This is a genomic window from Burkholderia sp. R-40, from assembly GCF_049942845.1.
Lineage (GTDB): Bacteria > Pseudomonadota > Gammaproteobacteria > Burkholderiales > Burkholderiaceae > Burkholderia > Burkholderia ambifaria.
On the sequence record NZ_CP187967.1, the window covers coordinates 858087 to 883284 of the forward strand.

The 25198-nt window shown below is 68.7% G+C and carries 27 protein-coding genes; 21 read left to right on the forward strand and 6 right to left on the reverse strand.

Annotation, left to right across the window (positions count from 1 at the left end):
* The first annotated feature begins 239 nt into the window (after window positions 1-239).
* Window positions 240-2327: a D-(-)-3-hydroxybutyrate oligomer hydrolase gene (locus ACP26O_RS03890; RefSeq protein ID WP_175664156.1), complete on the forward strand. Its 2088-nt coding sequence runs from the start codon at window positions 240-242 to the stop codon at window positions 2325-2327.
* A 216-nt stretch (window positions 2328-2543) separates the two neighbouring features.
* Complete coding sequence (locus ACP26O_RS03895) at window positions 2544-2678, forward strand: hypothetical protein (protein WP_279607348.1); 135 nt, start codon at window positions 2544-2546, stop codon at window positions 2676-2678.
* A 180-nt stretch (window positions 2679-2858) separates the two neighbouring features.
* On the opposite strand, the gene ACP26O_RS03900 is transcribed toward ACP26O_RS03895, so the two are convergent.
* From ACP26O_RS03900 to ACP26O_RS03915, 4 genes are all read right to left on the reverse strand, one after another.
* The gene (locus ACP26O_RS03900) at window positions 2859-3647 is read right to left on the reverse strand and encodes a sulfite exporter TauE/SafE family protein (protein WP_175664155.1); all 789 of its coding nucleotides are present in this window, start codon (window positions 3645-3647) and stop codon (window positions 2859-2861) included.
* A 346-nt stretch (window positions 3648-3993) separates the two neighbouring features.
* Window positions 3994-4728 (reverse strand): DsbA family oxidoreductase, encoded by a 735-nt coding sequence (locus ACP26O_RS03905; RefSeq protein WP_175664154.1) that lies wholly within the window; start codon window positions 4726-4728, stop codon window positions 3994-3996.
* Window positions 4729-4819: 91 nt separating this feature from the next.
* On the reverse strand, window positions 4820-5614 hold the full coding sequence (locus ACP26O_RS03910) for a helix-turn-helix transcriptional regulator (RefSeq protein WP_175664153.1): 795 nt from the start codon (window positions 5612-5614) through the stop codon (window positions 4820-4822).
* Window positions 5611-6573 (reverse strand): ornithine cyclodeaminase family protein, encoded by a 963-nt coding sequence (locus ACP26O_RS03915; protein WP_175664152.1) that lies wholly within the window; start codon window positions 6571-6573, stop codon window positions 5611-5613. Before ACP26O_RS03915 ends, ACP26O_RS03910 begins: the two co-directional genes overlap by 4 nt.
* A gap of 380 nt (window positions 6574-6953) precedes the next feature.
* Here ACP26O_RS03915 and ACP26O_RS03920 point away from each other — a divergent pair, with 380 nt between their 5' ends.
* The 10 genes from ACP26O_RS03920 (at window position 6954) to groL (ending at window position 15019) form a co-directional block, all read left to right on the forward strand.
* On the forward strand, window positions 6954-7733 hold the full coding sequence (locus ACP26O_RS03920) for an ABC transporter substrate-binding protein (protein WP_175664151.1): 780 nt from the start codon (window positions 6954-6956) through the stop codon (window positions 7731-7733).
* Window positions 7734-7799: 66 nt separating this feature from the next.
* Complete coding sequence (locus tag ACP26O_RS03925; protein ID WP_175664150.1) at window positions 7800-9044, forward strand: NAD(P)/FAD-dependent oxidoreductase; 1245 nt, start codon at window positions 7800-7802, stop codon at window positions 9042-9044.
* Window positions 9045-9317: 273 nt separating this feature from the next.
* Window positions 9318-9677 (forward strand): COG4315 family predicted lipoprotein, encoded by a 360-nt coding sequence (locus tag ACP26O_RS03930; RefSeq protein ID WP_175664149.1) that lies wholly within the window; start codon window positions 9318-9320, stop codon window positions 9675-9677.
* A 58-nt stretch (window positions 9678-9735) separates the two neighbouring features.
* Window positions 9736-10251 (forward strand): sigma-70 family RNA polymerase sigma factor, encoded by a 516-nt coding sequence (locus ACP26O_RS03935; protein ID WP_006753920.1) that lies wholly within the window; start codon window positions 9736-9738, stop codon window positions 10249-10251.
* The gene (locus tag ACP26O_RS03940) at window positions 10251-11033 is read left to right on the forward strand and encodes an anti-sigma factor family protein (protein WP_175664148.1); all 783 of its coding nucleotides are present in this window, start codon (window positions 10251-10253) and stop codon (window positions 11031-11033) included. The genes ACP26O_RS03935 and ACP26O_RS03940 overlap by 1 nt, the downstream gene beginning before the upstream one ends.
* Before the next feature lie 28 nt (window positions 11034-11061).
* Window positions 11062-11484: a quinol oxidase gene (locus tag ACP26O_RS03945; protein ID WP_175664147.1), complete on the forward strand. Its 423-nt coding sequence runs from the start codon at window positions 11062-11064 to the stop codon at window positions 11482-11484.
* Window positions 11481-12113 carry a LolA family protein gene (locus ACP26O_RS03950; RefSeq protein WP_175664146.1) on the forward strand — a complete coding sequence of 211 codons (633 nt, stop codon included), beginning with the start codon at window positions 11481-11483 and terminating at the stop codon, window positions 12111-12113. Before ACP26O_RS03945 ends, ACP26O_RS03950 begins: the two co-directional genes overlap by 4 nt.
* Before the next feature lie 44 nt (window positions 12114-12157).
* Window positions 12158-12667: an SRPBCC family protein gene (locus ACP26O_RS03955; protein WP_175664145.1), complete on the forward strand. Its 510-nt coding sequence runs from the start codon at window positions 12158-12160 to the stop codon at window positions 12665-12667.
* A gap of 371 nt (window positions 12668-13038) precedes the next feature.
* Window positions 13039-13332: a co-chaperone GroES gene (gene groES / locus ACP26O_RS03960; RefSeq protein ID WP_004186661.1), complete on the forward strand. Its 294-nt coding sequence runs from the start codon at window positions 13039-13041 to the stop codon at window positions 13330-13332.
* 46 nt (window positions 13333-13378) lie between these two features.
* Window positions 13379-15019, forward strand: coding sequence for a chaperonin GroEL (gene groL, locus ACP26O_RS03965; RefSeq protein WP_426356293.1), 1641 nt, complete (start codon window positions 13379-13381; stop codon window positions 15017-15019).
* Window positions 15020-15172: 153 nt separating this feature from the next.
* Here the strand turns inward: groL and ACP26O_RS03970 are convergent, their stop codons facing one another.
* Window positions 15173-16039, reverse strand: a complete 867-nt coding sequence (locus tag ACP26O_RS03970; protein ID WP_011656116.1) for a hydroxymethylpyrimidine/phosphomethylpyrimidine kinase — start codon at window positions 16037-16039, stop codon at window positions 15173-15175.
* A 256-nt stretch (window positions 16040-16295) separates the two neighbouring features.
* Between ACP26O_RS03970 and ACP26O_RS03975 the strand changes: the two genes are divergently transcribed.
* The 8 genes from ACP26O_RS03975 to ACP26O_RS04010 all read left to right on the forward strand — a co-directional run bounded on the left by ACP26O_RS03975 (window position 16296) and on the right by ACP26O_RS04010 (window position 22916).
* The gene (locus ACP26O_RS03975; protein WP_004186709.1) at window positions 16296-16466 is read left to right on the forward strand and encodes a rubredoxin; all 171 of its coding nucleotides are present in this window, start codon (window positions 16296-16298) and stop codon (window positions 16464-16466) included.
* A gap of 105 nt (window positions 16467-16571) precedes the next feature.
* On the forward strand, window positions 16572-17885 hold the full coding sequence (locus ACP26O_RS03980; RefSeq protein WP_175664144.1) for a hypothetical protein: 1314 nt from the start codon (window positions 16572-16574) through the stop codon (window positions 17883-17885).
* A gap of 182 nt (window positions 17886-18067) precedes the next feature.
* Complete coding sequence (locus ACP26O_RS03985) at window positions 18068-18646, forward strand: YqgE/AlgH family protein (RefSeq protein ID WP_006751106.1); 579 nt, start codon at window positions 18068-18070, stop codon at window positions 18644-18646.
* Window positions 18643-19092: a Holliday junction resolvase RuvX gene (gene ruvX, locus ACP26O_RS03990; RefSeq protein WP_011656118.1), complete on the forward strand. Its 450-nt coding sequence runs from the start codon at window positions 18643-18645 to the stop codon at window positions 19090-19092. The genes ACP26O_RS03985 and ruvX overlap by 4 nt, the downstream gene beginning before the upstream one ends.
* Window positions 19079-19594, forward strand: a complete 516-nt coding sequence (gene pyrR, locus ACP26O_RS03995) for a bifunctional pyr operon transcriptional regulator/uracil phosphoribosyltransferase PyrR (protein ID WP_175664143.1) — start codon at window positions 19079-19081, stop codon at window positions 19592-19594. The genes ruvX and pyrR overlap by 14 nt, the downstream gene beginning before the upstream one ends.
* A gap of 74 nt (window positions 19595-19668) precedes the next feature.
* Complete coding sequence (locus ACP26O_RS04000; protein WP_006751103.1) at window positions 19669-20700, forward strand: aspartate carbamoyltransferase catalytic subunit; 1032 nt, start codon at window positions 19669-19671, stop codon at window positions 20698-20700.
* Window positions 20701-20761: 61 nt separating this feature from the next.
* Window positions 20762-22039, forward strand: a complete 1278-nt coding sequence (locus tag ACP26O_RS04005; protein ID WP_175656152.1) for a dihydroorotase — start codon at window positions 20762-20764, stop codon at window positions 22037-22039.
* 19 nt (window positions 22040-22058) lie between these two features.
* Window positions 22059-22916, forward strand: a complete 858-nt coding sequence (locus ACP26O_RS04010) for a lysophospholipid acyltransferase family protein (protein WP_175664142.1) — start codon at window positions 22059-22061, stop codon at window positions 22914-22916.
* Between the two features lie 31 nt (window positions 22917-22947).
* On the opposite strand, the gene ACP26O_RS04015 is transcribed toward ACP26O_RS04010, so the two are convergent.
* Complete coding sequence (locus ACP26O_RS04015) at window positions 22948-23787, reverse strand: symmetrical bis(5'-nucleosyl)-tetraphosphatase (protein WP_175664141.1); 840 nt, start codon at window positions 23785-23787, stop codon at window positions 22948-22950.
* 345 nt (window positions 23788-24132) lie between these two features.
* Here ACP26O_RS04015 and rfbB point away from each other — a divergent pair, with 345 nt between their 5' ends.
* On the forward strand, window positions 24133-25194 hold the full coding sequence (rfbB, locus tag ACP26O_RS04020; protein ID WP_175664140.1) for a dTDP-glucose 4,6-dehydratase: 1062 nt from the start codon (window positions 24133-24135) through the stop codon (window positions 25192-25194).
* Window positions 25195-25198 lie beyond the last annotated feature (4 nt).

Here is a 25198-nt window from a genome sequence, read left to right on the forward strand (position 1 = left end):
GGCGGCGCGCGAGTGCCGCCCGCGCCTGCTTTCAGACGGGCCCCGGCATGCCGGGGCCCGTTTGCGCCGCAGCGTGCCCCAGCTGTCGCTGCGCGCCAGCCCTCCGGGAGAGCATCTCCCAGGGGGACTGCCTTCGGGGCGGAATATCAGGAGCGGCCCGGTGTTTTCCCGACAGGCCGCGAGCCGCGCACGACGCAGCGGCGCAGCGATAGCGATATCCATACTGATAGGGGGCGACAATGACGACGCACGGGTGGGGCACTCGGATTCTTCTCGGCGCGGCGCTGGCCGCGCTCACATTGCTCGGCGCCTGCAACGACGCCGATTCGGGCGAGCGCAACCGGTTGCCCGGTTTCGTGTCCGGCAGCGTGCGCACAACCGCCTATGACGGCACGAGCGACGACCTGCTGACGGCCGGCCTCGGCAAGACGGGCCTCGCCTCCACGGCGCCCGCGTTCGCGAATCCGTCCCGGCCGACGAGCGCCGAGCTGCGCCGGCTCGCGATCTGGTCGAACTACCGCGCGCTCGTCGACATGAGCGCGAACGGCGGCTACGGCCGCTTCTGGGGGCCGAACGTCGACCTCGACGGCAACGCCACGCTCGGCGAAGGCAAGATCCCCGGCACCGAATATCTCGCGTACTCCGACGACGGCAGCGGCCGCAAGAACGTGACGCTGCTCGTGCAGGTGCCCGCCAGCTTCGATCCCAAGCAGCCGTGCATCGTCACCGCGACGTCGTCGGGTTCGCGCGGCGTGTACGGCGCGATTTCGGCGGCTGGCGAGTGGGGCCTCAAGCGCGGCTGCGCGGTCGCATACAACGACAAGGGCGGCGGCAACGGCGCGCACGAGCTCGGCTCCGACACGATCACGCTGATCGACGGCACCCTCGCCAACGCGGTGCTCGCCGGCAATGCCAGCCTCTTTACCGCGAACGTGACGAGCGGCGACCTGGCCGCGTTCAACGGCCGCTTCCCGAACCGCTACGCGTTCAAGCACGCGCATTCGCAGCAGAATCCCGAGCAGGACTGGGGGCACGCGACGCTGCAGGCGGTCGAATTCGCGTACTGGGCGCTCAACGAGCAGTTCGGGCCGGTACTCGACAGCTCGCATCACGGCGTCCGCTACCACCCGGGCGACATCACGACGATCGCCGCGTCCGTCAGCAACGGCGGCGGCGCGGCGCTCGCGGCGGCCGAGCAGGACACGCGCCGCTGGATCACCGCGGTCGTGGTCGGCGAGCCGCAGGTCAACGTGCGGATGTCGCCGAACGCGATCGTGCGCGAGGGCGGCCAGCCGGCGCCGTCGTTCGGCCGCCCGCTGGCCGACTACGCAACGCTCGCGAACCTGCTGCAGCCGTGCGCGGCCGCGTCCGCGTCGCTCGCGGGCGAGCCGTACCTGAGCGGGCTGCCGGCCGCCACCACGCAGTCGATCCGCACGCAGCGCTGCGCGACGCTCGCCGCGGCGGGGCTCGTGTCGGGCGCCGACACGCAGAGCCAGGCCGCCGACGCGCTCGCGCAGCTGCATGCGGCCGGCTATCTCGCCGATTCCGACCTGCTGCAGGCGTCGATGTGGGATTCGCAGGCGATTCCGGCGATCGCGGTCACCTATGCGAACGCGTACACGCGCTCGCGCGTGACCGACAACCTGTGCAATTTCAGCTTCGCGACCACCAGCGCGCCGACCGGCACGGTCGCGGCGCCCGCCGCGTCGCCGATGCCGGCCATCTTCGGCGTCGGCAACGGCGTGCCGCCGACGGGCGGCATCGACCTCGTGTTCAACACGGGCGCGGGCGTCGATCACCGGCTCGCGACGCCCGACGCGAGTTTCGCGGGCGCGCTGTGCCTGCGCCAGCTGTGGACCAACGGGATGCTCGACATGCCGGCGAACGTCGACGCCGTGCGCGTGAACGCGAACCTGCAGGGCAAGCCCGCGATCATCGTGCAGGGCCGCAGCGACGCGCTCGTGCCGGTGAACCACGCGTCGCGCGCATACGTCGCGCAGAACAGCATCAGCGAAGGCAGCCGCAGCCAGCTCGTGTTCTACGAGGTGACGAACGGGCAGCACTTCGACGCGTTCCTGCCCGTCGCGGGCTTCGATACGCGCTTCGTGCCGGTCCACTACTACAACATGCAGGCGTTGAACCTGATGTGGCGCCATCTGAAGAACGGCGCCGCGCTGCCGCCGTCGCAGGTGATCCGCACGGTGCCGCGCGGCGGCACGCCGGGCGCCGCACCGGCGCTGACGAGCGCGAACCTGCCGCCGATCGCGACATCGCCCGGCGCGAACGCGATCACGGCGGGCGCTGGCGCGATCAACGTGCCGCTCTGACGGCATCCGCCGCACCGCGTTGATGAAGCCGGGCTGTCATACACACGTCAGCCGCCCGACCCGACCGGCGCGCGAACGCCGGCGGCGGCATTACGCCGCCGCCGGCGATCTGGCGGCGATGACCAACAACTGCACGTCGGGCCAGATGAGCTGGGGGGGCGGGCGAGCCCGCCGTGGCGCTAGCGGTGCATCGACTCCAACACCCGGTGCAGACGCTTGACAGAGACAGGCATCGACCTGAATGACGCGCCGCGGACTGCGCTGCAGCACGTGCTGACGCTGCACGCGCGTACGCTGCACGCGCGTACGCGGCAGCTCGAGGAGCGGCAATTGGAGCAGCAGGGACGGTAAGCATCGCGTTGCGGCCCGCGCGGCCCGGTCTTGCGCCGGGCGGCGCGGGTTCGCGAGGCCTCGGATGGACGACAGCCCGATCGGCGCAGGCCGGTCGGGCTGTTTTTTGTGGAAAGGGTGTCGGCGCGCGAGGCGCCGCAAGCAGCGCGTCCCGCGGCGCGGGAACCGCCGGCCGCGTCGTTACGCGAGCACGAGCCGTATGCCGACCGCGACGAGCGTCGCGGCGAGCAGGTTGCGCAGCAGCCGCTCGGGTGCGCGCGCGGATAGCAGGCTGCCGAGCACGATGCCGGGCAGCGAGCCGAGCAGCAGCGACAGCAGCATCGACCAGTCGACCGAGCCGAGCAGCCAGTGGCCCATGCCCGCGACGAGCGTGAGCGGCACCGCGTGCGCGATGTCGGACCCGACGATGCGGGTGGTCGCGAGCGCCGGGTACAGCAGCAGCAGCACGGTGACGCCGATCGCGCCGGCGCCGACCGACGTCATCGACACGAGCATGCCGAGCACGGCGCCCGTCAGCACGGTCGACCACAGCGTGCGCGCGGGGCTCGGCGCGAGCGGGTTGCGCGCGGCGAGCGCGGTGAGTTGCGGGCGGAAGATCAGCGCGAGCGACGTGAGCAGCAGCGCGATGCCGAGCACCAGCTGGATCATCCGCGCGGTGCCGGGCGAATTCACGCCGTGCGTGTGCAGCACCCACAGCGTGACGGCCGCGGCCGGGACGCTGCCGGCCGCGAGCCGGCCGGTGATGCGCCAGTCGATCGACCCCTTTAGCCCGTGGACAAGCGTGCCGGTCGCCTTGGTCGCGGCCGCGTACAGCAGGTCGGTGCCGACCGCCGTCGCGGGGTGGACGCCGAACAGCAGCACGAGGATCGGCGTCATCAGCGAACCGCCGCCGACGCCCGTCAGGCCGACGAGAATGCCGACGAACAGGCCGGACAGGGAGTACAGCAGATCGATATGGGGGAGCGACATCGGAAGCAGGCGGTTATGCGGCGTTCGGCGGTGGCGCGCGGCTGCGGCGCGCGCATTCAAAGTCCGCCATTGTCGCAAAAGTGGCGCGTTGGTGTACGACTACGTTAAAAATCGGCCGGGAAGGGCCGCCGGGCGGGCCGTTCGCGGTGGATGAAACGTGCGTTTGAACGGGCGCCGGGCCCGACAGGGCGGCGTGCCGGTATCCGCGAGCGGATGGCCCGGCAGTCTTCTGATAGTGCTTTGAGAGGCTGAATGGCAGACGTCATTCGCGCGCGCTTCCTGCCGGTTCATGGCAGGAGCGACGCGTAGCGGCCGCGCGTGTCGCGCGGCGCCCGACGCCCCGATGTCAGCCGCGCGGCGGCAGTTCGCAGCCGTCGGGGCCGCACGCGGCTGCGTCGTCGCCGGCGAATTCGACGATCGCGCCGTCGCGCCACGCCTGCTCGAGCGCCTGCGCGAACACGTCGGCCGGCTGCGCGCCCGACACCGCGTAGCGGCCGCCGAACACGAACAGCGGCACGCCGCGTCCGCCGATCTGCGCGGCCCGCGCGATGTCGGCCTCGACTTCGTCACGGTATGCGTCGCTGCGCAGTACGGCTTCGACGGCCGAGCGATCCAGCCCCGCTTCGACCGCGAAGTCGATCAGCGCCGCGTGGTCGAACAGCGAGCCGTGCTCGCAGAAATACGCGCGGTACAGGCGTTCGGTCAGCGCATGCGCGCGGCCGGTCGCTTCCGCGAGCTTCACGAGCCGGTGAGCGTCGAGCGTGTCGCCGACGGACGTGCCCGGAAGGTCGTAGCGCAGCCCGACGCTCGCGGCCGCGTCGGTCACCTGGCGCAGCATCTGGTCGACCTGCGCGGGCGACATTTGGTACTTGCCCGCGAGCATCGCCTCGACCGGCTCGACCGGCTGGCCCGGCATCAGCCGATACGCGCGCAGCACGACGTCGACGTGCCCGGCGTGCGCGAACGCTGCGAGCGCCTCGTCGAAGCGGCGCTTGCCGATCCAGCACCACGGGCAGATCAGGTCGGACCAGATCTCGACGGTCAGGGTCGGGCGGGCAGTCGGGGCAGGGGTGGTCGTCATGGGCGGTAGGGCGGCAAATAAATGTAACCGCGACTATATCACTTTATGCTTCGACGCTTCGTCATGGCCTGGCGCGGACGAAACGGGCCCCTTACGCGTCGCCCTGCGTTTCCTTCAGATGCTTCAGGTGCTTGTAGACGGTCGCTCGCCCCATCCCGAGCACGTTCGCGACGTAGTTCGCGGCGCTCTTGCCGCGGAACGCGCCTTCCGCATGCAGTGCTTCGACGAGTTCGCGCCGGTGCTCGCGCGTGAGGCCGTTCAGGCCGACCTGCCGTTCGCGCAGCCAGCCGTGCAGGAACGTGTTGATGCGCTCCTGCCAGTCGTCGCGGAACAGCTCGTCGGGCTGCGCGACGATGCCCGCGCCCTTGATGAACACGTCGAGCGTCGCGCGGACGTCGTCGAACACCGCGATGTTGAAGTTGATGCACATCATCCCGGCCGGGCGGCCTTCGTCGTCGAACAGCACGTTGCTCACGCAACGCATCCGCCGGCCATCCCAATTCAGCTTCTCGTACGGGCCGATCACGCGCTCGCGCGCCGAATGATCGATTTCCTCGAGCGCCGAGTCGTCGCCGACCTCGCGCTTCGACAGGTTGTTCGCGAGGTACAGCACGGTCTGATCGTGCAGGTCGTGGATCACGACTTCCGCGTACGGGAAGAACAGCGCCGCGATGCCATCGGCGATCGGCGCATAGCGGGTGAGCAGCAGGTTTTTGACGGGGGATTGCTTCTTGCGCATCGGAATCGCCATCTCGGGTGAGCGGGGGCCGGGCGGTGCGTGGGCGCGGCGCGCCGGCGTACCGTCGACCGGCATGTCCGTGCGCCCGCGCGCTGCCGCCGCGGCGGTTGCGCCATTGTATCGGCCCCGCGTGCGCGTGCTGCTCATGCGCGCGTCAGATGCACGTACAGCGCGTGCGCGATCGCGATGTCCTCGAGGCCGAGGCCGATCGAGCGGAAGAACGCATGACGCGTGCGCGACGGTGCCGCGCAGGTGCCGGCGACGAGCGCGGGCAGGTCGCCGACGATCCGCTCGGGCGTCCAGCCGTGCGCGGCCGCCGCGATCTGCATCTCGCCCGCGCTGGCGGGCGTCGTGTGGCGGTAGTCGCAATACACGTCCATGTCGGGCAGCCACACGGGCGGGATCTCGTGCGCGCGCGCGACGTTGGTGCTGATCGACGTGACGAGCGCGGGACGCGTGAGCATGCCGTCCGCGAGCACCGGCGTGCCCGACGACGTGCACAGCATCACGACATCGGCGTCGCGCACGCATGCCTCGACGCCGGCGGCCGGACGGGCGCGCGGATCGATCCGCGCGAGCGTCGCCTGCAGCGCCGGGTCGCCGGCGAGCGCGGGTGAATGCACGCTGATCGAGGCCCAGTCGCGCAGTGCCGCGGCGTGGCGCAGATGCGCGAGGCCGACCGCGCCCGTGCCGATCACGGCGAGCCGGCGCGCGTCGCGCGGCGCGAGGCAGTCGACCGCGAGCGCCGTCGTGCCGGCCGTGCGCTCGACCGTCAGCAGCCCCGCGTCGCACCACATCAGCGGCTGGCCGGTACGCATCGACATCAGCGCGGTCCACGCGGTCACGATCGGTTTGCCGCCCGTCACGACGTACGGCGACAGCTTCGCGCCGAACACCTGCTCGTCGGCGAGCGCGCCGAGATACGTGATGAAATCGCCGGCCTGTTCGGGGAACAGCGTGAGGGTTTGCGGCGGCTGCACCGCGCGAGCCGACGCGAGCGACGCGAACATGCGGCGCAGCGTGCCGAGCACGTCGAGCGACGGCAGCGCGGCACGCACCGCGGCTTCGTCGACGGTGAGCGGCAGGGTCGGGGCGGGTTGCGTCATGGGACTTCTCCGGTCGGGGCCGGACGGGACTGTCTCGATACAGTACGTCCGGCAGTGTTCGTGATGGATTAAAAGTCTAATATAGACAGAAGTGGTCGGGTGGATTTTTCTTTCCACGACGCGTGCGCAAGGAAAAACATAGATAAATCAAAGGGGTTGTGCGCGAGCGACGGTATGGCGAGGGACGACGTCAGCACCGCGCTTATCGTATCCCCTATAGTCTATAGTAGACTAAGAGTCTATATTTTACGTGCGGACCAGCGTGTCGCCGCACGGCGGCCGGCTGCATCGCCGGCCGATCCGGCGCGGGCGCAGCGCCCGGCAACGGCGTCGCGCGACCGGTCTTCATCGCCTCAATCCGGAATCGAAGGACATCCGTCATGAACTGGAAGCTTTCCCTCTGCGCCGTCGCGGCGCTTGCGTGCGCGGCCGTCACGGCCCACGCGGAACAGACCACGCTGCGCTTCGGGATCGAAGCCGCCTACCCGCCGTTCGAGAGCAAGTCGCCGGCCGGCCAGTTGCAGGGCTTCGACGTCGACATCGGCAACGCGGTGTGCGCGAAGCTGAACATGAAGTGCGTGTGGGTCGAGAATGCGTTCGACGGGTTGATCCCGGCGCTGCAGGCGCGCAAGTTCGACGCGATCAATTCGGCGATGAACATCACCGCGAAGTGCAAGCAGAGCATCGACTTCACGCCGGCGATCTACGTCGTGCCGATCGTGATGGTCGCGCACCGCGGCTCGCCGCTGCGGCCCGATGCCGCGAGCCTGCGCGGCAAGCACGTCGGCGTGCTGCAGGGCTCGTCGCAGGAGGATTTCCTGAAGGCGCACTGGGCGAATGCGGGCGTGGCCGTCGTGTCCTATCCGGACCAGGACCAGATCTACGCCGATCTCGTCGCCGGGCGTCTCGACGCGGCCGTGCAGGAAGCGCAGACCGCGCAGGACGGCTTCCTCGACAAGCCGGCCGGCCGCGACTACCAGATCGTCGGCGAGCCGCTGAAAGACGCCGCGACGCTCGGCGAAGGCACCGGCTTCGGGATGCGCAAGGGCGACAAGGCGCTGCAGACTAAGATCGTCGGCGCGCTCGACGCACTGAAGAAGGACGGCACGCTGAGCGCGCTGTCGCAGAAGTACTTCAAGCGCGACATCGTCGCGAAGTAAGCCAGGCCGCGCGCCGGCGCCGTGCCGGCGCGCGTCGCACCGAATCTCGACGCAGTACGGGGAAGCATGGATTTCGACGTCATCGTTCTGGGGGCCGGCATCGTCGGCGTGTCGTCGGCGCTGCATCTGCAGGATCGCGGGCTGCGGGTCGCGCTCGTCGACCGGCGCGCGCCTGGCGAGGAGACGAGCCACGGCAATGCCGGGCTGATCGAGCGCTCGTCGGTCGTGCCGTACGCGTTCCCGCGCCGGCTCGGCACGCTGCTGCGCTACGCGCACAACCGCTCGGTCGATCTCTATTGGGACTACAAGGCGCTGCCTGCGTACGCGGGCTGGCTCGCGCGCTTCTGGCGCGAATCGTCGCCGCAGCGGCTCGCGGCTGCCGCGCGCGACATGCTGCCGCTCGTCGCGGCGAGTGTCGTCGAGCACGACGCGCTGCTCGCGCGCACCGACGCACAGCCGCTCGTGCATGACGGCGGGTGGCTCGAGGCGTTCCGGTCGCCCGCGCTGTTCGACGCGGCAACGCGCGCGCAGCAGCGGGTGGCCGACGCGCACGGGTTGCGGATGAGCGTGCTCGACGCGCGCGCGCTGCGCGAGCGCGAGCCCGGCATCGGCGACGCATTCTGCGGCGCGTTCCACTGGCAGGATCCGAAGACGGTATCGAGTCCCGGCGGCCTCACGAAGGCGTACGCGCGGCTGTTCGAGCGCGACGGCGGCACGTTCGTGCACGGCGACGCGACGACGCTCGCGCAGGTGCGCGACGGCTGGCAGGTCGATACCGAACACGGGCCGATCTCGGCGCGGTCGGCCGTGGTCGCGCTCGGGCCGTGGTCCGATCACGTGTTCGCGCCGCTCGGCTACCGGATTCCGCTGCGCGCGAAGCGCGGCTATCACATGCATTACCTGCCGACCCGCGCGCCGCTGAACGTGCCGGTGTGCGATACCGAGGAAGGTTTCGTGGTCGCGCCGATGGAGGGCGGCCGGCTGCGGCTCACGACCGGCGTCGAGATCGCGTTGCGCGATGCGCCTCCGACCGGCGTGCAACTCGCGCGTGCCGAGCCGCTCGCGCGCGACGCGTTCGGCATCGGCGAGCGGCTCGATCCGGCGCCGTGGCTCGGGATGCGGCCGTGCACGCCCGACATGCGGCCGGTGATCGGGCCGGCGCCGCGCCACCGTCATCTGTGGTTCGCGTTCGGTCATTGTCACCACGGGCTCACGCTCGGCCCCGCAAGCGGACGGCTGCTCGCCGAAATGATCACCGGCGCGCCGACCTACATCGATCCCCATCCGTACCGGCCCGCGCGTTTCGGCTGAGCTAGTCGGCGGGCGACGGCCGCCGCGCGTGCGGCCGTTGCAATGCACAACGCGGCATGACGGCAAGGTCATGCCGCGTTTTTCTTTGGATTCCCGATGGGCTTGTTGGACGAATGGCGGGCGATCGGCGCGCTGCATGGAATAACCGCCCGCGGCCGTCCGTTTATATACCGAGTCGCGGCGCAATCGGGCAGCGGGATAATGACCATGACGAAGTTTTTCGACGCCCGTCCGGCGGTGCCGTGCCGTAATGCCATGCCAAGGAGAACGGGAATGAAGACGATGCTGTTCGCCGTCGCGCTGACGGCCGCGATCGCGCGGCCCGCGGCCGCCGAGCCGCCGCAGGCCGGCAACGGGAAACTGGTCGACGAAGATCACATGACGCTGTACGTGTTCGATCACGACGCGCCGGGCAAGAGCACCTGCACCGGCACCTGCGCGGCCAACTGGCCGCCGGCGCTCGCCGACGCATACGACAAGGCGTCGGGTGCGTTGAGCCTCGTCAAGCGCGACGACGGCAAGAAGCAATGGGCGTACAACGGTCGCCCGCTGTATCGCTGGAAAATGGACCACAAGGCAGGAGACGCGGGCGGCGACGGAATCGGCGGCATGTGGCACGTCGCACGTCCCTGAAAACTGACGGACGGACCGACTGACGGGCTGACGACGTGGCGACGCGCGAGGCATCCGGATGAGCTACGAATCGGACCTGCTGGTGTGGCTGCCGCATCTCACGCGTTATGCGCGTGCGCTGACGGGCGACCGCGCCTGGGCGGACGATCTCGTGCAGGACACGCTCGAGCGCGCGCTGAACCGGCCGCCGCGTGACGGCGGCAACCTGCGCGCGTGGCTGCTCACGCTGCTGCGCCACCGCTTCATCGACCAGTTGCGCGCGCGGCACGAGATCGCGGTCGACGACGCCACCGCGCCATGGCAGACGATGGCCGCGCCCGCCGACGAGATCAGCGGCCTGATGCTGCGCGACGTGCAGCGCGCGCTGTACCGGCTGCCGGTCGAACAGCGCGAGGTGCTGCTGTTGGTCGCGCTGGAGGAGTTGAGCTATCGCGACGCCGCACAGGTGCTCGGCGTGCCGGTGGGGACGGTGATGTCGCGGCTGTCGCGGGCGCGTGAACAGATGCGTGCGTTGCTGTCCGGCGAGCCGCCGGCGCACGGCACGGCCGCGTTACGGGTGATCGGGAAGACATGATGGACGACGATCCGCGCAAACCTTCGGACGATCGGGACGATGCTGCATCGGCCCAGCTGCTGTCGGCGCTGCTCGACGGCGAGCTGTCCGGGCAGGAGCGCCGCGAGGTGCTCGAGCGGCTGCAGTCCGATCCGCGGGAAGCCGACCGGTTCGCGCATTACGGCGCGCAGCGCGACGCGTTGCGCGCGCTGTTCCCGCTGCCGGGCGCCGCATCGGCATTGTTCGTGCAGCGGCGCGCGTCGCGCCGGCGCGTGGTTGCCTATGCGTTCGCGGGGCTGGCGGCCGGGCTGGTGCTCGGCATCGCGCTGCACGTGGGCTGGACGGCGTTCGGCGTCGAACCGGCGTTCGCCGCGCGCGCGGATGTCGCGTATGCGGTGTACGCGGCCGATCGTGAACACCCGGTCGAAATCGACGCCCGCGACCCGGCGCGCCTGGCCGGCTGGCTGTCCGCGCGTCTCGGCCGGCCCGTGCGCGCGCCGTCGCTCGACGAATACGGCTACGCGCTGCTGGGCGGGCGGCTGCTGCCGGGCGACGCGGGGCCGGCCGCGCAGCTGATGTACCAGCGCGCGGACGGCGCGCGCGTGACGCTGTACATGACGGCCTACGATGCGCGGCGCCTCGCGCCGCAGGCGATGTCGGCGGACGGACGCTACACGTATTTCTGGTCGGATCGCGGCATGGGCTACGCGCTGTCCGGCCGCGGCGACGAACGGCGCCTGCGCGAGCTCGCGATCGACGCATGCGGCGCGCTCGGCGGGCCGACCGACGCATGGAAGGGGTGACCCGCTCGGCATCGGCAAGGAGCACAAGATGAACGCGAAGACGGCGATGATGGCGACGGTGGTGGCGGTGCTCGCGGCAGGCGCCGGGCTCGCGCGGGCGCAAGGCGACGCCCCGGTGCGCGTGCCGGTCGACGCCGACGGCGTGCAGCGGGTGACGATCGTCGGCGGCAGCTATTTCTTTCGGCCGCGTCACGTGATCGTCCGCGCGCATGTGCCGGTCGAACTGACCGTATCGGCCGAACCGGGCCGCGTGCCGCACAGCTTCGAAATCGACGCGCCGCAGGCCGGCATCGCGGTGCACACCGACCTGGCCACGACCCCGCGCACGTTCCGCTTCACGCCGACGCAGCCCGGTCGCTTCGCCTACTATTGCACGCATCGGCTGCTGTTCTTGCGCAGCCATCGCGAACGCGGCATGGAGGGCGTGCTCGACGTCGAGGCGGCGCCATGATCGCCGCATTGCTGGCCGCGAGCCTGATAGGAGCGAGCATGACAGCCGACCCGGTGACCGTTGCGCAGGCACATTTCGACCAGGTCCGCTCGTACCGCGCGACGATCCGCTCGGCGGCGCGAAGCGGCGAGCGCACCGAATTCCACTATGCGTATCTGAAACCCGGTTTCGTCCGGATGGACTTCGTGTCGCCCCATCGTGGCGCGGTGCTCGCGTACGATCCCGGCGACGGCAAGGTCCGGCTGCGCCCGTTCGGCGAGCATGCGCCGCCCGCGCTGCGGCTGTCGCCGACCAATCCGCTCGTGCTCGACCGCAGCGGCCATCGCGTCGACCGCTCGGACGTCGGCGAGTTGCTGCGCAACGTGCATGCGCTGCAGCAAGGCGGCGCGACGGTGACGGAGGGCGAGGAGACCATCAACGGGCGGACCGCGCTGCGCGTGTCGGTGACGGGCGCGCCCGCGCACGCGGTCGACGGCGTGCATCGCTATCGGCTGTGGCTGGACACCGAGGACGGTTTTCCGCTGAAGGTCGTCAGCTTCGCGGACGGTGACGGCGACCCGCTCGAAACGGTGACGCTCGACGACGTCGAGATCGACGTCGCGTTTCCCGCCCGCTTTTTCGCGCCCTGATCCTTCATCCCTGATTCCTGATCCCGACTCATGCCGGAGGCTGCATGGCGGAATACCGGTTTTCGACGACGTGGCGCGTGGACGCGCCGCTCGCGGCGGTCTGGGACGCGATCTACCAGGTCGACCGCTGGCCCGACTGGTGGAAGAGCGCGGTACGGACCGTCGAGATCGAGCGCGGCGACGCGCACGGCGTCGGCGCGCTGCAGCGATACACATGGAAAGGCGCGCTGCCGTACCGGCTGACCTTCGACATGCGCGTGCTGCGCGTCGAGCGGCCTTATGTGCTCGAAGGCCGCGCGAGCGGCGCGATCGACGGCGACGGCCGCTGGTCGTTCAGCGGCGACGGCACGCGCACCGTCGTGCGCTACGACTGGCACATCCGCACGCGCGAGCGCTGGATGAACTGGCTGGAGCCGCTCGCCCGCCCGCTGTTCATCTGGAATCACGACGTCGTGATGCGCGAAGGGGCGAAAGGGCTCGCGCGCCTGCTCGGCGCGACGGTCCAGACCGACGGCCGGACGTACCAGCCGGTCGCGGGCTGTCCCGACATGTGACGATCCGGCCCCGAACAGGGGCCCCGGCGGCGCCCAAGCGGATCTTTTTATGTGGTGTCAGACGATCGCGGGAACTCGGTGCTTACCCCGTGTCAAATCGGTGCGCGGGTCGGGAAATCCCGCATCCGCATGCTGCCGGAGCGCAGTATTGATGCCTACTTGATTGTTTCAAAAGGATTTTTCAATTCCATCCCCGTTTTTCCGTCGTTTCGGCCCCCGCGAAAAAACCTCCGGTTTCCCTTCTTGAATTTGTCAAAACCCGTCCATATAATTAGCACTCGCTGCACGAGAGTGCTAACAATTCTCTGCCGGGCGACCCGCCGGGCAGATTCCCTAAGCGTTCTTCAATCTCAGTCAAGAGAGGAGTGAATATGAACCTTCGTCCTTTGCACGATCGCGTGATCGTCAAGCGCCTGGATCAGGAAACCAAGACCGCCTCGGGCATCGTGATCCCCGACGCAGCAGCTGAAAAGCCGGATCAAGGCGAAGTCCTGGCCATCGGCCCGGGCAAGCGCGACGACAAGGGCGCACCGATCGCACTCGACGTGAAGGTCGGTGATCGCGTCCTGTTCGGCAAGTACGCAGGTCAGACCGTCAAGGTCGACGGCCAGGAACTGCTGGTCATGCGCGAAGAAGACATCATGGCCGTGGTCAACGCGAAGTAAGCGTCCACTGACGGTACATATTCCCAAGAATTCAAGGAGTTAGAAGATGGCAGCTAAAGACGTCGTATTCGGCGATTCCGCCCGTTCGAAGATGGTCGAAGGCGTGAACATTCTCGCCAACGCGGTCAAGGTCACGCTGGGTCCGAAGGGCCGCAACGTGGTGCTCGAGCGCAGCTTCGGCGGCCCGACGGTCACCAAGGACGGTGTGTCGGTCGCGAAGGAAATCGAGCTGAAGGACAAGCTCCAGAACATGGGCGCGCAAATGGTCAAGGAAGTCGCTTCCAAGACCAGCGACAACGCAGGCGACGGCACGACGACGGCAACCGTCCTCGCGCAATCGATCGTTCGCGAAGGCATGAAGTACGTCGCATCGGGCATGAACCCGATGGACCTGAAGCGCGGCATCGACAAGGCAGTCGCAGCGGCTGTCGAAGAGCTGAAGAAGATCAGCAAGCCGTGCACGACGAACAAGGAAATCGCGCAAGTCGGCTCGATCTCGGCGAACAGCGACACGTCGATCGGCGATCGTATCGCTGAAGCGATGGACAAGGTCGGCAAGGAAGGCGTGATCACCGTCGAAGACGGCAAGTCGCTCGCCGACGAACTCGACGTCGTCGAAGGCATGCAGTTCGACCGCGGCTACCTGTCGCCGTACTTCATCAACAACCCGGAAAAGCAAGTCGCCGTCCTCGACAACCCGTTCGTGCTGCTGCACGACAAGAAGGTGTCGAACATCCGTGATCTGCTGCCGGTGCTCGAGCAAGTCGCGAAGGCTGGCCGGCCGCTGCTGATCATCGCGGAAGACGTCGAGGGCGAAGCGCTCGCGACGCTGGTCGTCAACAACATCCGCGGCATCCTGAAGACCGTCGCGGTCAAGGCACCGGGCTTCGGCGATCGTCGCAAGGCAATGCTGGAAGACATCGCGATCCTGACCGGCGGCCAGGTGATCGCGGAAGAAACCGGCCTGACGCTCGAGAAGGCAACGCTGGCAGAACTGGGCCAGGCGAAGCGCATCGAAGTGGGCAAGGAAAACACGACGATCATCGACGGCGCAGGCGAAGCCGCGAGCATCGAAGCACGCGTGAAGCAAGTGCGCGCGCAAATCGAAGAAGCGACGTCGGACTACGACCGTGAAAAGCTGCAAGAGCGCGTGGCCAAGCTGGCCGGCGGCGTGGCAGTGATCAAGGTCGGCGCTGCGACCGAAGTCGAAATGAAGGAAAAGAAGGCACGTGTCGAAGACGCACTGCACGCAACGCGCGCAGCTGTGGAAGAAGGCATCGTGGCAGGCGGCGGCGTTGCGCTGATCCGCGCTCGCACGGCAATCGCCAGCCTGACCGGCGCGAACGCCGACCAGAACGCCGGCATCAAGATCGTGCTGCGCGCGATGGAAGAGCCGCTGCGTCAGATCGTCACGAACGGCGGCGAAGAAGCCAGCGTCGTGGTGGCGGCAGTTGCTGCAGGCCAGGGCAACTACGGCTACAACGCAGCAACGGGCGAGTACGTCGACATGGTTGAAGCCGGCGTCGTCGACCCGACCAAGGTCACGCGCACCGCACTGCAGAACGCAGCTTCGGTTGCTGGCCTGCTGCTGACGACGGACGCAGCTGTCGCAGAACTGCCGAAGGAAGATGCACCGATGCCGGGCGGCATGCCGGGCGGCATGGGCGGCATGGGCATGGACATGTAATCGACTTCGGTCGATGGTGTCCGGAGCGCGCAGCGATGCGCGCTCCAGCCAAAAGAAAAGACCCGCAGCGATGCGGGTCTTTTTTTATGCGCGAACGAAAGGGGCGGACCTGCCGCCCCGAGGCGACGGCGGCGCGGGGCCGCCGTGCGGGCGTCAATGGCGGTGCGACGTCCTCGGCACCGGATCGGCCTTCACGGCCGGCGGCGTGTCCGCATCGTCGTTGCTGCGGGCCCAGAAGAACCGGTCGGGCAGGTACGCGCCCATGCCGGGCCGGAACGCGTCGCGCACGGCCTGATACAGGTATTCCTGTGCTTCGCGCACCGCTTCGGGCGGCTCCTGGCCGTTCGCGAGCAGTGCCGCGATCGCCGCGCCGAGCGTGTCGGTGATGCCCATCAGCCGGTGCGGCGAACGATCCCACATGTCTTCGCGGAGCTGGCCTTCCTCGCCGTACAGCGTGTTGACGAGCCGGTGCGAGCCTGTTTCCGATGACAGGATGTACTCGCAGCCCTGCGACAGCAGGTGCGACACGGCCGCGTCGAGATTCGGCGCCTCGGCGTCGCCGTCCGGCTGCGCGAGCGCCAGCAGCGTCGCGTGATCGGCGACCAGCAGCGTCGTCTGCGGCGCGAGCAGGTCGGCGATCGATTCGCGCAGGTCGTCGGCGGCAAGCACGTGCTCGTCGTCGAGCGTGAAGTCCGGTGCGAGCACGAGCGGCACGCCGTCGTAGTCGGCGACCACTTCGGCGATCGCGCTCACGACTTCCGCGCGCGTCGCCGCGCCGATCTTGAACGCGGCGATCGGCATGTCCTCGAGCAGCATGCGCGCCTGGGCGGCGACGACATCGGGATCGAGGCCGGTGACTTCGTCGCAGGCGGCCGAGTCGCGCACGGTATAGCCCGTCAGGACGGATACGCCGTGACAGCCCATGCTCGCCAGAGTCATCAGATCGGCTTGGATGCCGGAGCCGCCGGTGGGATCGGACAGGCCAAAGGTGAGGACGATCGGAGGGGCGTTGCTGGACATGTAAAAAAAGGGCAAGAAAAAACGGGGAAGCGACGGAATTGCGGACGGCGAGGCGAAGGGGGCGGTTTGGCCCGGTGTTGCCCCGGCAGGCCGCACTTTTTAGGCATTATGCGGCGGAAATCCGGCCCGCACGACGGATTTTTTAGCCCAACGCAACGTAGTCGCTGTACTCCAGTGCGATTGCTAGGCAGTCCGGCCCCGACACGGTACCATCATGGCTCCCGAATTTACCGACTTTTCCCCGACGCGGCTTAAGATGGAATACAAGAGCTGGATGTGCCTGATTTGTGGCTGGATTTATGACGAAGAAGCCGGACTGCCCGAAGAGGGCATCGCCCCGGGCACGCGCTGGGAAGACGTCCCCATCAACTGGACGTGCCCCGAATGCGGTGCCCGCAAGGAAGACTTCGAGATGGTCCAGATCTGATCGGACCCTCGGCCCACGGACACACCGCTCGCGGCCTCGCGGTTGCCCGGCGCTTGCGCGCCGCGGCCGGCGCGAGCGACTAGACGATGACAGGCGCGCGTGTCCATGACGTCCGATCCGGCGAACGTTCCCCTCCCTGACGCACTGCCCAACCCGCGTGGCGGGGCCGTGCGCGCGGCCGACGCGTGGCTCGCGGCGGCCGCCGACGCCTTCGAGCGTCGCGACGACGCGGCCGCGCCGCTGTCGGCCGCCGCCGCCGTGCTGGCGGAGGCCGGCTGGCTGCCGGCCGCCCGTTTCGCGGGACAACTCGCCGCCGCGGCGCCGCTCGCCGCCGCCGAACCGACTTCCGCTGGCTGGCGCATCGCGCTGCGCGATTTCCGCGCGGCGGTCGGGCGCCACAATCTGCGCGAGCTGGCCTGCTCGCCGCTCCTGTTCGACCACTTCCGTGCGCTGCGTGCCCAAGGCGCGGCCGACCTGCACGCGAGCGTGCCGCTCGACGTGCTGGCCCTCGTCGGGCGCGCAGTGCCGCCGGCGACGCTGTGGCCGATGTCCGACGCGTTCGCGAGCCGGGCGCGGGCCCGCTACGAGCAGGCGCTGCTCGGCGTACTCCGCACTGCCAACGGCTCGTCGAACGGCACGCCGGACGCGGCGCTCGACGAGCTCGATGCGATCGTGACCGCGCTGGCCGCCGACGGCCCGTACGACTTCTGGCGGCTCGCCGCCGCGTGCCTGCGCGCGCTGCGCGCCACCAACGCGCCCGAACTGAAACGTTTCCTCGCCCGGACCAACCTGCTGCTCGGCGAGCATGCGCAGGGCAGGCGCCATGCGCCGCCGGCGCTCGTGCGCGAGACGGTCGCATTGCTATGGCGCGATTTCGCGCTATTCGGCGCGGCGGCGGAGGATGTCGCGCTCGTCGACGTGCTGCACGACTATGGACTGACCGTGGACTGGCACGTCGCCGGCACGCCCGCGTCCGAGGCGCTGTGGGAAGCCGGCGCCGCGCAGGCCGAGCAGGACGCGGTCGCGGTGGCGCCCACCCGCATGCTCGGGGTCGTGACCGTCAACGCGCATGCGTACGAGGATTTCCTGCAGACCGCCGATGCGTCGATGGCCGAACTCGCGCTCGATCCGGCCGCGGCCGATGCGGGGGCCGCATGGCGCGCGTCCGCGGCCGCCTATCGGGTCGGTACGGCCGCGTGCGCGCTGGGGCTCGGCCACGCGGCGCTGCTGGCCGATACGCTCGGGCTGGCGTGGCGCCGTGCCGCGCACGGCGTGCCGCTCGCCGGCGACGGGCTCGGTGCGCACCGCCGCGCGTCCGACCTGCTGCGCGGCGCGCTGCTGAAGATCGCCGCGGGGGTGGCGCCGCCGGACCTGACCGCGGTGTCCGGCGCGCTCGGCGAGGCGCTCGGCCGGACCTGACGCGCAACGGGGCGCGTACACGCCGGCAGCCCTTGTCGCGCGGGCCGGCAACACGCTGCCGACAGCGCCCGCGCGCGTGTTAGAGTGCCGTGTGATCCGCGTGCGTCGTTGCCAGCGTCGCGCGGCGTTGCTTGTTGATCGCGGCCCGGTCAGGTCGCGGCGTCTTTGCTAAAATTCAAACCATGTCAAAGCCTTCCGATCGCATCAATCTCACCAACCAGTTCCTGATTGCCATGCCCAACATGGCCGATCCCACGTTTTCAGGAACGGTGGTCTATCTTTGCGATCACAGCGAGCGCGGAGCGCTCGGCCTCGTCATCAATCGTCCCACCGACATCGACCTCGAATCGCTGTTCAACCGCATCGACCTGAAGCTCGACATCGAGCCGCTGCTGCACATTCCCGTGTACTTCGGCGGCCCGGTGCAGACCGAGCGTGGCTTCGTGCTGCACGAGCCGGTCGAGGGCGCGAACTACAACTCGTCCATGTCGGTCGAGGGCGGGCTCGAGATGACGACGTCGAAGGACGTGCTCGAGGCGGTCGCGACGGGCACCGGCCCGAAGCGCTTCCTGCTGACGCTCGGCCATGCAGGCTGGGGCGCCGGGCAGCTCGAGGAAGAAATTTCCCGCAACGGCTGGCTGACGGTCGCCGCCGATCCGCGCATCGTGTTCGACACGCCGGCCGAGGAGCGTTTCGAAGCCGCGCTCGGCCTGCTCGGTGTCAGCTCGTCGATGCTGTCCGGCGAAGCAGGGCACGCATGAGTGGCGCGAGTGCGCGCGATGCGACGCTGCTGGGGTTCGACTACGGCGAGAAGCGGATCGGGGTCGCAATCGGCAATGCGCTGACGCGCTCGGCCCGCGCGCTCGTCGTGATTCCCAACCTGAACCGCGAACACCGCTTCAAGGCGGTCGGCGACCTGCTGGCCGAATGGCGGCCGGACGCGCTCGTCGTCGGCCTGCCGATGCATCCGGACGGCACGCCGCACGAAATGACGCAGCAGGCGAAGCGCTTCGGCAACCAGCTGAACGGCCGCTTCGGGCTGCCCGTCACGTGGGTCGACGAACGCTATTCGTCGGTCGAGGCCGAGGCCGGGCTGCGCGAGCGCAACGTGCGCGGGCGCGCCCGCGCCGAGATGCTCGATGCCGAGGCCGCGCGCGTGATCCTTCAACAGTATCTCGATCAATTGTCCGACCATGAGCACCATTGACGCCGACGCGCTCTACCGCGTCCTGCTCGAGCAGATTCGCGACGCATACGGCACGGCCTTCGCCGAGCCTGGCGGCCCGCGGCTCGCCGGCATCTACAGCGGCGGCGCGTGGCTCGCCGAGCGCCTCGCGCGCGATCTCGGCGCGCCGGCGTTCGGCGTCGTGAACGTCGCGCTGCACCGCGACGACTACGCGAAAAAGGGGCTGCACAGCCAGGCCAGTCCGACGTCGCTGCCGTTCGAGGTCGGCGGCGCGCGCATCGTGCTCGTCGACGACGTGCTGTACACCGGCCGCACCGTGCGCGCCGCGCTCAACGAACTGTTCGACTACGGCCGTCCGGCCGCGGTCGAGCTGGCGGTGCTCGCCGATCGCGGCGGCCGTGAGCTGCCGGTCGCCGCGCGCTTCGCGGGCGGCACGCTCGACGTGCCGGCCGACGCGACGCTCGTGCTCGCGCGCGACGAAGCCGCCCAGCTCACGCTGCGCATCGAGGCGCACGGCGCCTGAGCGAACCGCGAAACCGTATCCCGGGCCGCCGGTTCGCGCCGCGGCCCGTTTGCATAGTTGGAATCACGCACACCATGACCACCGACACCACTGGCCGCACCGGCAATCCCGCCGCGGCCGCGAGCCCCGAGCGGTTCCGCTACGGTTTCCTGAAGGGCAACCCGCAGCTCACGAAAAACGGCGAGCTGAAACACCTGCTGTCGATCGAGGGCCTGCCGCGCTCGATCGTCAATCACATTCTCGATACGGCCGAGCAGTTCGTCAGCGTGACGGACCGCGAGGTGAAGAAGGTGCCGCTGCTGCGCGGCAAGTCGGTGTTCAACCTGTTCTTCGAGAATTCGACGCGCACGCGCACGACCTTCGAGATCGCCGCGACGCGCCTGTCGGCCGACGTGCTGAACCTGAACATCAACGCGTCGTCGACGAGCAAGGGCGAGTCGTTGCTCGACACGATCAACAACCTGTCGGCGATGCATGCCGACCTGTTCGTCGTGCGTCACGCATCGAGCGGCGCGCCGTACCTGATCGCCGAGCATTGCGCGCCGCACGTGCACGTGATCAACGCCGGCGACGGCCGCCATGCGCACCCGACGCAGGGCCTGCTCGACATGTACACGATCCGCCACTACAAGCGCGACTTCACGAAGCTGCGCGTGGCGATCGTCGGCGACATCCTGCATTCGCGCGTCGCGCGCTCGGACATCCACGCGCTCACCACGCTCGGCGTGCCGGAAGTGCGTGCGATCGGCCCGCGCACGCTGCTGCCGGGCGGTCTCGAGCAGATGGGCGTGAAGGTGTTCAACAACCTCGACGAAGGGCTGAAGGGCGTCGACGTGATCATCATGCTGCGCCTGCAGAACGAGCGGATGAGCGGCGCGCTGCTGCCGTCCGCGCAGGAGTACTTCAAGACCTGGGGCCTGACGCCCGAGCGCCTCGCGCTCGCCGCGCCCGACGCGATCGTGATGCACCCGGGCCCGATGAACCGCGGCGTCGAGATCGACTCGCAGGTTGCCGACGGTCCGCAGTCGGTGATCCTCAACCAGGTCACGTTCGGCATCGCCGTGCGGATGGCGGTGATGGGCATCGTCGCCGGCAACAGCGACTGAGCCCGCTTTCGCGCATCCTGATCCAGGCATTCAACGCAATCAACGCATTCACAGACAGCGCATGAAGATTCATATCCAAGGCGGCACGCTGATCGATCCGGTCGCCGGCACCGAGCGGCAGGCCGACGTATTCGTCGCGGACGGCAAGATCGCCGCGCTCGGCACCACGCCGGCCGGTTTCAACGCGGAGAAGACGATCGACGCGTCTGGCCTGATCGTCGCCCCCGGCCTCGTCGACCTGTGCGCGCGGCTGCGCGAGCCCGGCTACGAGCACAAGGCGACGCTCGCGTCCGAGATGGCCGCGGCCGTCGCCGGCGGCGTCACGACCCTCGTGTGCCCGCCGGACACCGACCCCGTGCTCGACGAGCCGGGCCTCGTCGAGATGCTCAAGTTCCGCGCGCGCAACCTGCACCAGGCGAACGTCCATCCGCTCGGCGCGCTCACCGTCGGCCTGAAGGGCGAGGTGATCACCGAGATGGTCGCGCTGACCGAATCGGGGTGCGTCGGCTTCACGCACGCGAACGTGCCGGTGCGCGACACGCAGGTGCTGCTGCGCGCGCTGCAGTACGCGAGCACCTACGGCTACACGACGTGGCTGCGTCCGCTCGACGCGTTCATCGGCCGTGGCGGCGTGGCCGCGAGCGGCGCGCTCGCGTCGCGGCTCGGGCTGTCCGGCGTGCCGGTCGCGGCCGAGACGATCGCGCTGCACACGATCTTTGAACTGATGCGGGTGACAGGCGCGCGCGTGCACCTCGCGCGCCTGTCGTCGGCGGCCGGCCTTGCGCTCGTGCGCGAGGCGAAGGCCGAGGGGCTGCCCGTGACGTGCGACGTCGGCGTGAATCACCTGCACCTGATCGACATCGACATCGGCTACTTCGATTCGCAGTTCCGGCTCGACCCGCCGCTGCGCGGCGAGCGCGATCGCGAAGCGATCCGCGCAGCCCTCGCCGACGGCACGATCGACGCGATCTGCTCCGATCACACGCCGGTCGACGACGACGAGAAGCTGCTGCCGTTCGCCGAAGCGACGCCCGGTGCGACGGGGCTTGAACTGCTGCTGTCGCTCACGGTGAAGTGGGCCGATGAAACGAACACGCCGCTTGCGCAGGCGCTGCGCCGCATCACGGCCGCGCCGGCCGACGTGCTGCAACTGCCGGCCGGCCGCGTGGCCGAAGGCGCTGCGGCCGACCTGTGCGTATTCGACCCGCGCGCGCACTGGCGCGTCGAACCGCGTGCGCTGAAGAGCCAGGGGCACAACTCGCCGTTCCTCGGCTACGAACTGCCGGCCTGCGTGCGCGCGACGCTCGTGGCGGGGCAGGTCGCGTTCGAGCGCCACTGAACCACGCCGGATCCTCGCCATGACCGCTCTTCGCAAGCTGCGTCTCGTCTTTCATCTGCTGCGCGGCATGACGATCGTCGCGCTGCGCTTTTCGCATGTCACGCCCGCGCGCCGCGCCGAGATGACGCGCCGCTGGTCCATCAAGATGCTGCGCATCTGCGGGATGCGTCTCGTCGTCCACAACGACGGCGCGCGGCTCGACGCGAGCGCGCTCGTGGTCGGCAATCACGTGTCGTGGATCGACATCTATGCGATCAACGCGTGGCGGCCGACGCCGTTCGTGTCGAAGGCCGAGGTGCGGCAGTGGCCGGTCGTCGGCTGGCTCGCGGAGAAGCTCGATACCGTGTTCCTGCAGCGCGAGAAGCGTACCGAGGCGATGCGGATCATGCACGAGATGGCCGAGCGCCTGCGCAACGGCGGGCTGATGTGCGTGTTTCCGGAGGGCACCACGTCGGACGGGCAGGCGCTGCTGCCGTTCCATGCGAATCTGTTCCAGGCCGCGGTGTCGGCCGGCTGCGCGGTGCAGCCGGTCTGCCTGATGTACGAGGACGCGCAGCGGCGGCAGTCGGTCGCGCCGGCCTACACGGGCGAGCTGTCGCTCGGGAAGTCGCTCGACATGGTGTTGCGCGGCGGCCCGCTCGTCGCGCACCTGTACGTGTGCGAGCCGATCCCGCCGGGCGGTGACCGCCGCGCGACCTCCGCGGCGGCGCGCGACGCGATCGCGGCCGCGCTCGAGACGCTGCAGGCGAAGGTCGGCAAGCCGTCGCCCGAGTCGCTGGCGGAACTCGAGCGGCATGCGTATCCGGCAACCGAAGTCGGCGCGGGGGCGGCGGGTGAGGCGGCGGCCGAGGAGCCGATGCCTGGGCGCGAGGGGTGATGTTCTTTCGCCCGCGCGTGTCGCGTGCGGGCTATTCGCCGCCCTGCGTGCGGCACGCTTCGCATTGCACCTGCGTGACCGTACGCTGTGCCGGGTCGGCCGTCAGTCGCACGGCCGACAGCTGGTTTCCCCACACGCATCCCGAGTCGAGCGCGACGACGTCGTCGCGCAGCATCAGGCCGAGCGCGGCCCAGTGGCCGAACACGAGCGTCACGTCTTCAGTGCGGCGGCCCGGCGCGTCGAACCAGGGCAAGTAGCCGGGCGGCGCGCTGTCGGGGCCGCCGTTGGCCTTGAAGTCCATCGCGCCGTCGGGCGTGCAGAAGCGCATGCGCGTGAACGCGTTGAACGCGACGCGCATCCGGTCGCGTTTCTTCAGGTTCGGACTCCATTGGTTCGGTTCGTTGCCGTACAGGCCTTGAAGCGTGTCGCGCCAGTCGGGGGCGCGCAGCGCGCGCTGCAATTCATCGGCGAGTTCGAGCGCGAGCGACGTGTCCCATTGCGGCAGCACACCCGCGTGCACGAGCAGCATCCCGTGTTCGAAATGCGCGAACGGGCGATGACGGACCCATTCGAGCAGCGCGTCGGCGTCCGGCGCGTCCAGGATTTCGCCGATGGTGTCGCCCGGGCGTTCGGTGCGGATGCCTGCGGAAACCGCGAGAAGGTGGAGGTCGTGGTTGCCGAGCACGACGGTCGCGCGCGGGCCGAGATCCACCAGCGCACGCAGCGCGGCGAGGGACTCGGGGCCGCGGTTGACGACGTCACCGGCTATCCATAGCGGGGTGTCGGCGGGGGAGGAAAGCTTTTCCAGTAGAGAGTGGAAAGCGGAATGACAGCCTTGGATGTCGCCGATGGCGATGGGGGTGGGCGGCATGAGAGGTGGATATTGCAAGTCTTGACGCTGATTGGAAAATGGCGCGGGCGCCACAATACGCCCGGGCACAACTTTGTTCCATCTTAACAGGTTGATTTAAAACATAATTCCACTCGTGTCGGCGAGTATGGGGTCACTGTTTCAAGTTGTTAGCACCATGGATTTTGAAGCCACTTGCTTCCTATAATTGCCGCTTCCTCGACAAAATTAGCATTTCATGACTTTGACGGTCACGGTGAGAAGTTAGAATGCCCGCCTTGAGCGACGCGCACCTTGACGTTGTCGCTGTTCGAAATGAGGGCGGCTCGTGCTCGAGGCCTGCCGCGGACGACTAAAGGGAGCCTCATGATCCTGGTGACGGGTGGCGCGGGTTTTATCGGCGCAAATTTTGTACTCGACTGGCTGCGTCAATCCGACGAGGCCGTGCTCAATGTCGATAAGCTGACCTACGCTGGCAACCTTCGCACGCTGCAGTCGCTGGACGGGAGCCCGAAACACGTGTTCGTACGCGCCGACATCTGCGATCGCGCTGCGCTCGACGCGCTGTTCGCCGAATACCAGCCCCGCGCTGTCCTGCATTTCGCCGCTGAAAGCCATGTCGATCGCTCGATTCACGGGCCCGCGGAGTTTGTTCAGACCAATGTGGTGGGCACGTTCACGCTGCTCGAAGCCGCACGGACATACTGGAACGGTCTGAACGAAGCCGACCGGTCGGCCTTTCGTTTTCTGCACGTATCGACGGATGAAGTGTTCGGCTCGCTGTCTGCCACCGATCCGCAGTTTTCGGAAACCACGCCGTACGCGCCCAACAGCCCGTATTCGGCGACCAAGGCGGGCTCCGATCATCTGGTGCGCGCCTATCATCATACGTATGGCCTGCCCACGCTCACCACGAACTGCTCGAACAACTACGGTCCGTACCAGTTTCCCGAGAAGCTCATTCCGCTGATGATTGCCAATGCGCTCGCCGGCAAGCCGTTGCCTGTCTACGGTGACGGGCAGAACGTGCGCGACTGGTTGTACGTCGGCGACCACTGCAGCGCGATTCGTGAAGTGCTCGCGCGCGGCGTGCCCGGCGAGACTTACAACGTCGGCGGCTGGAACGAGAAGAAGAACCTCGAGGTCGTGCATACGCTGTGCGATTTGCTGGATCAGGCGCGCCCGAAGGCAGCGGGTTCGTACCGCGACCAGATCACCTATGTGACGGACCGTCCCGGCCATGATCGGCGTTATGCGATCGATGCGCGCAAGCTCGAGCGCGAGCTCGGCTGGAAGCCTGCGGAGACGTTCGAGACCGGTCTGGCGAAGACGGTCGCGTGGTATCTCGACAACCAGGTGTGGGTCGACGAAGTGGCCTCGGGTGAATACCGCAAGTGGGTTGAAACCAACTACGCAGCACGGGCTTGAGGAG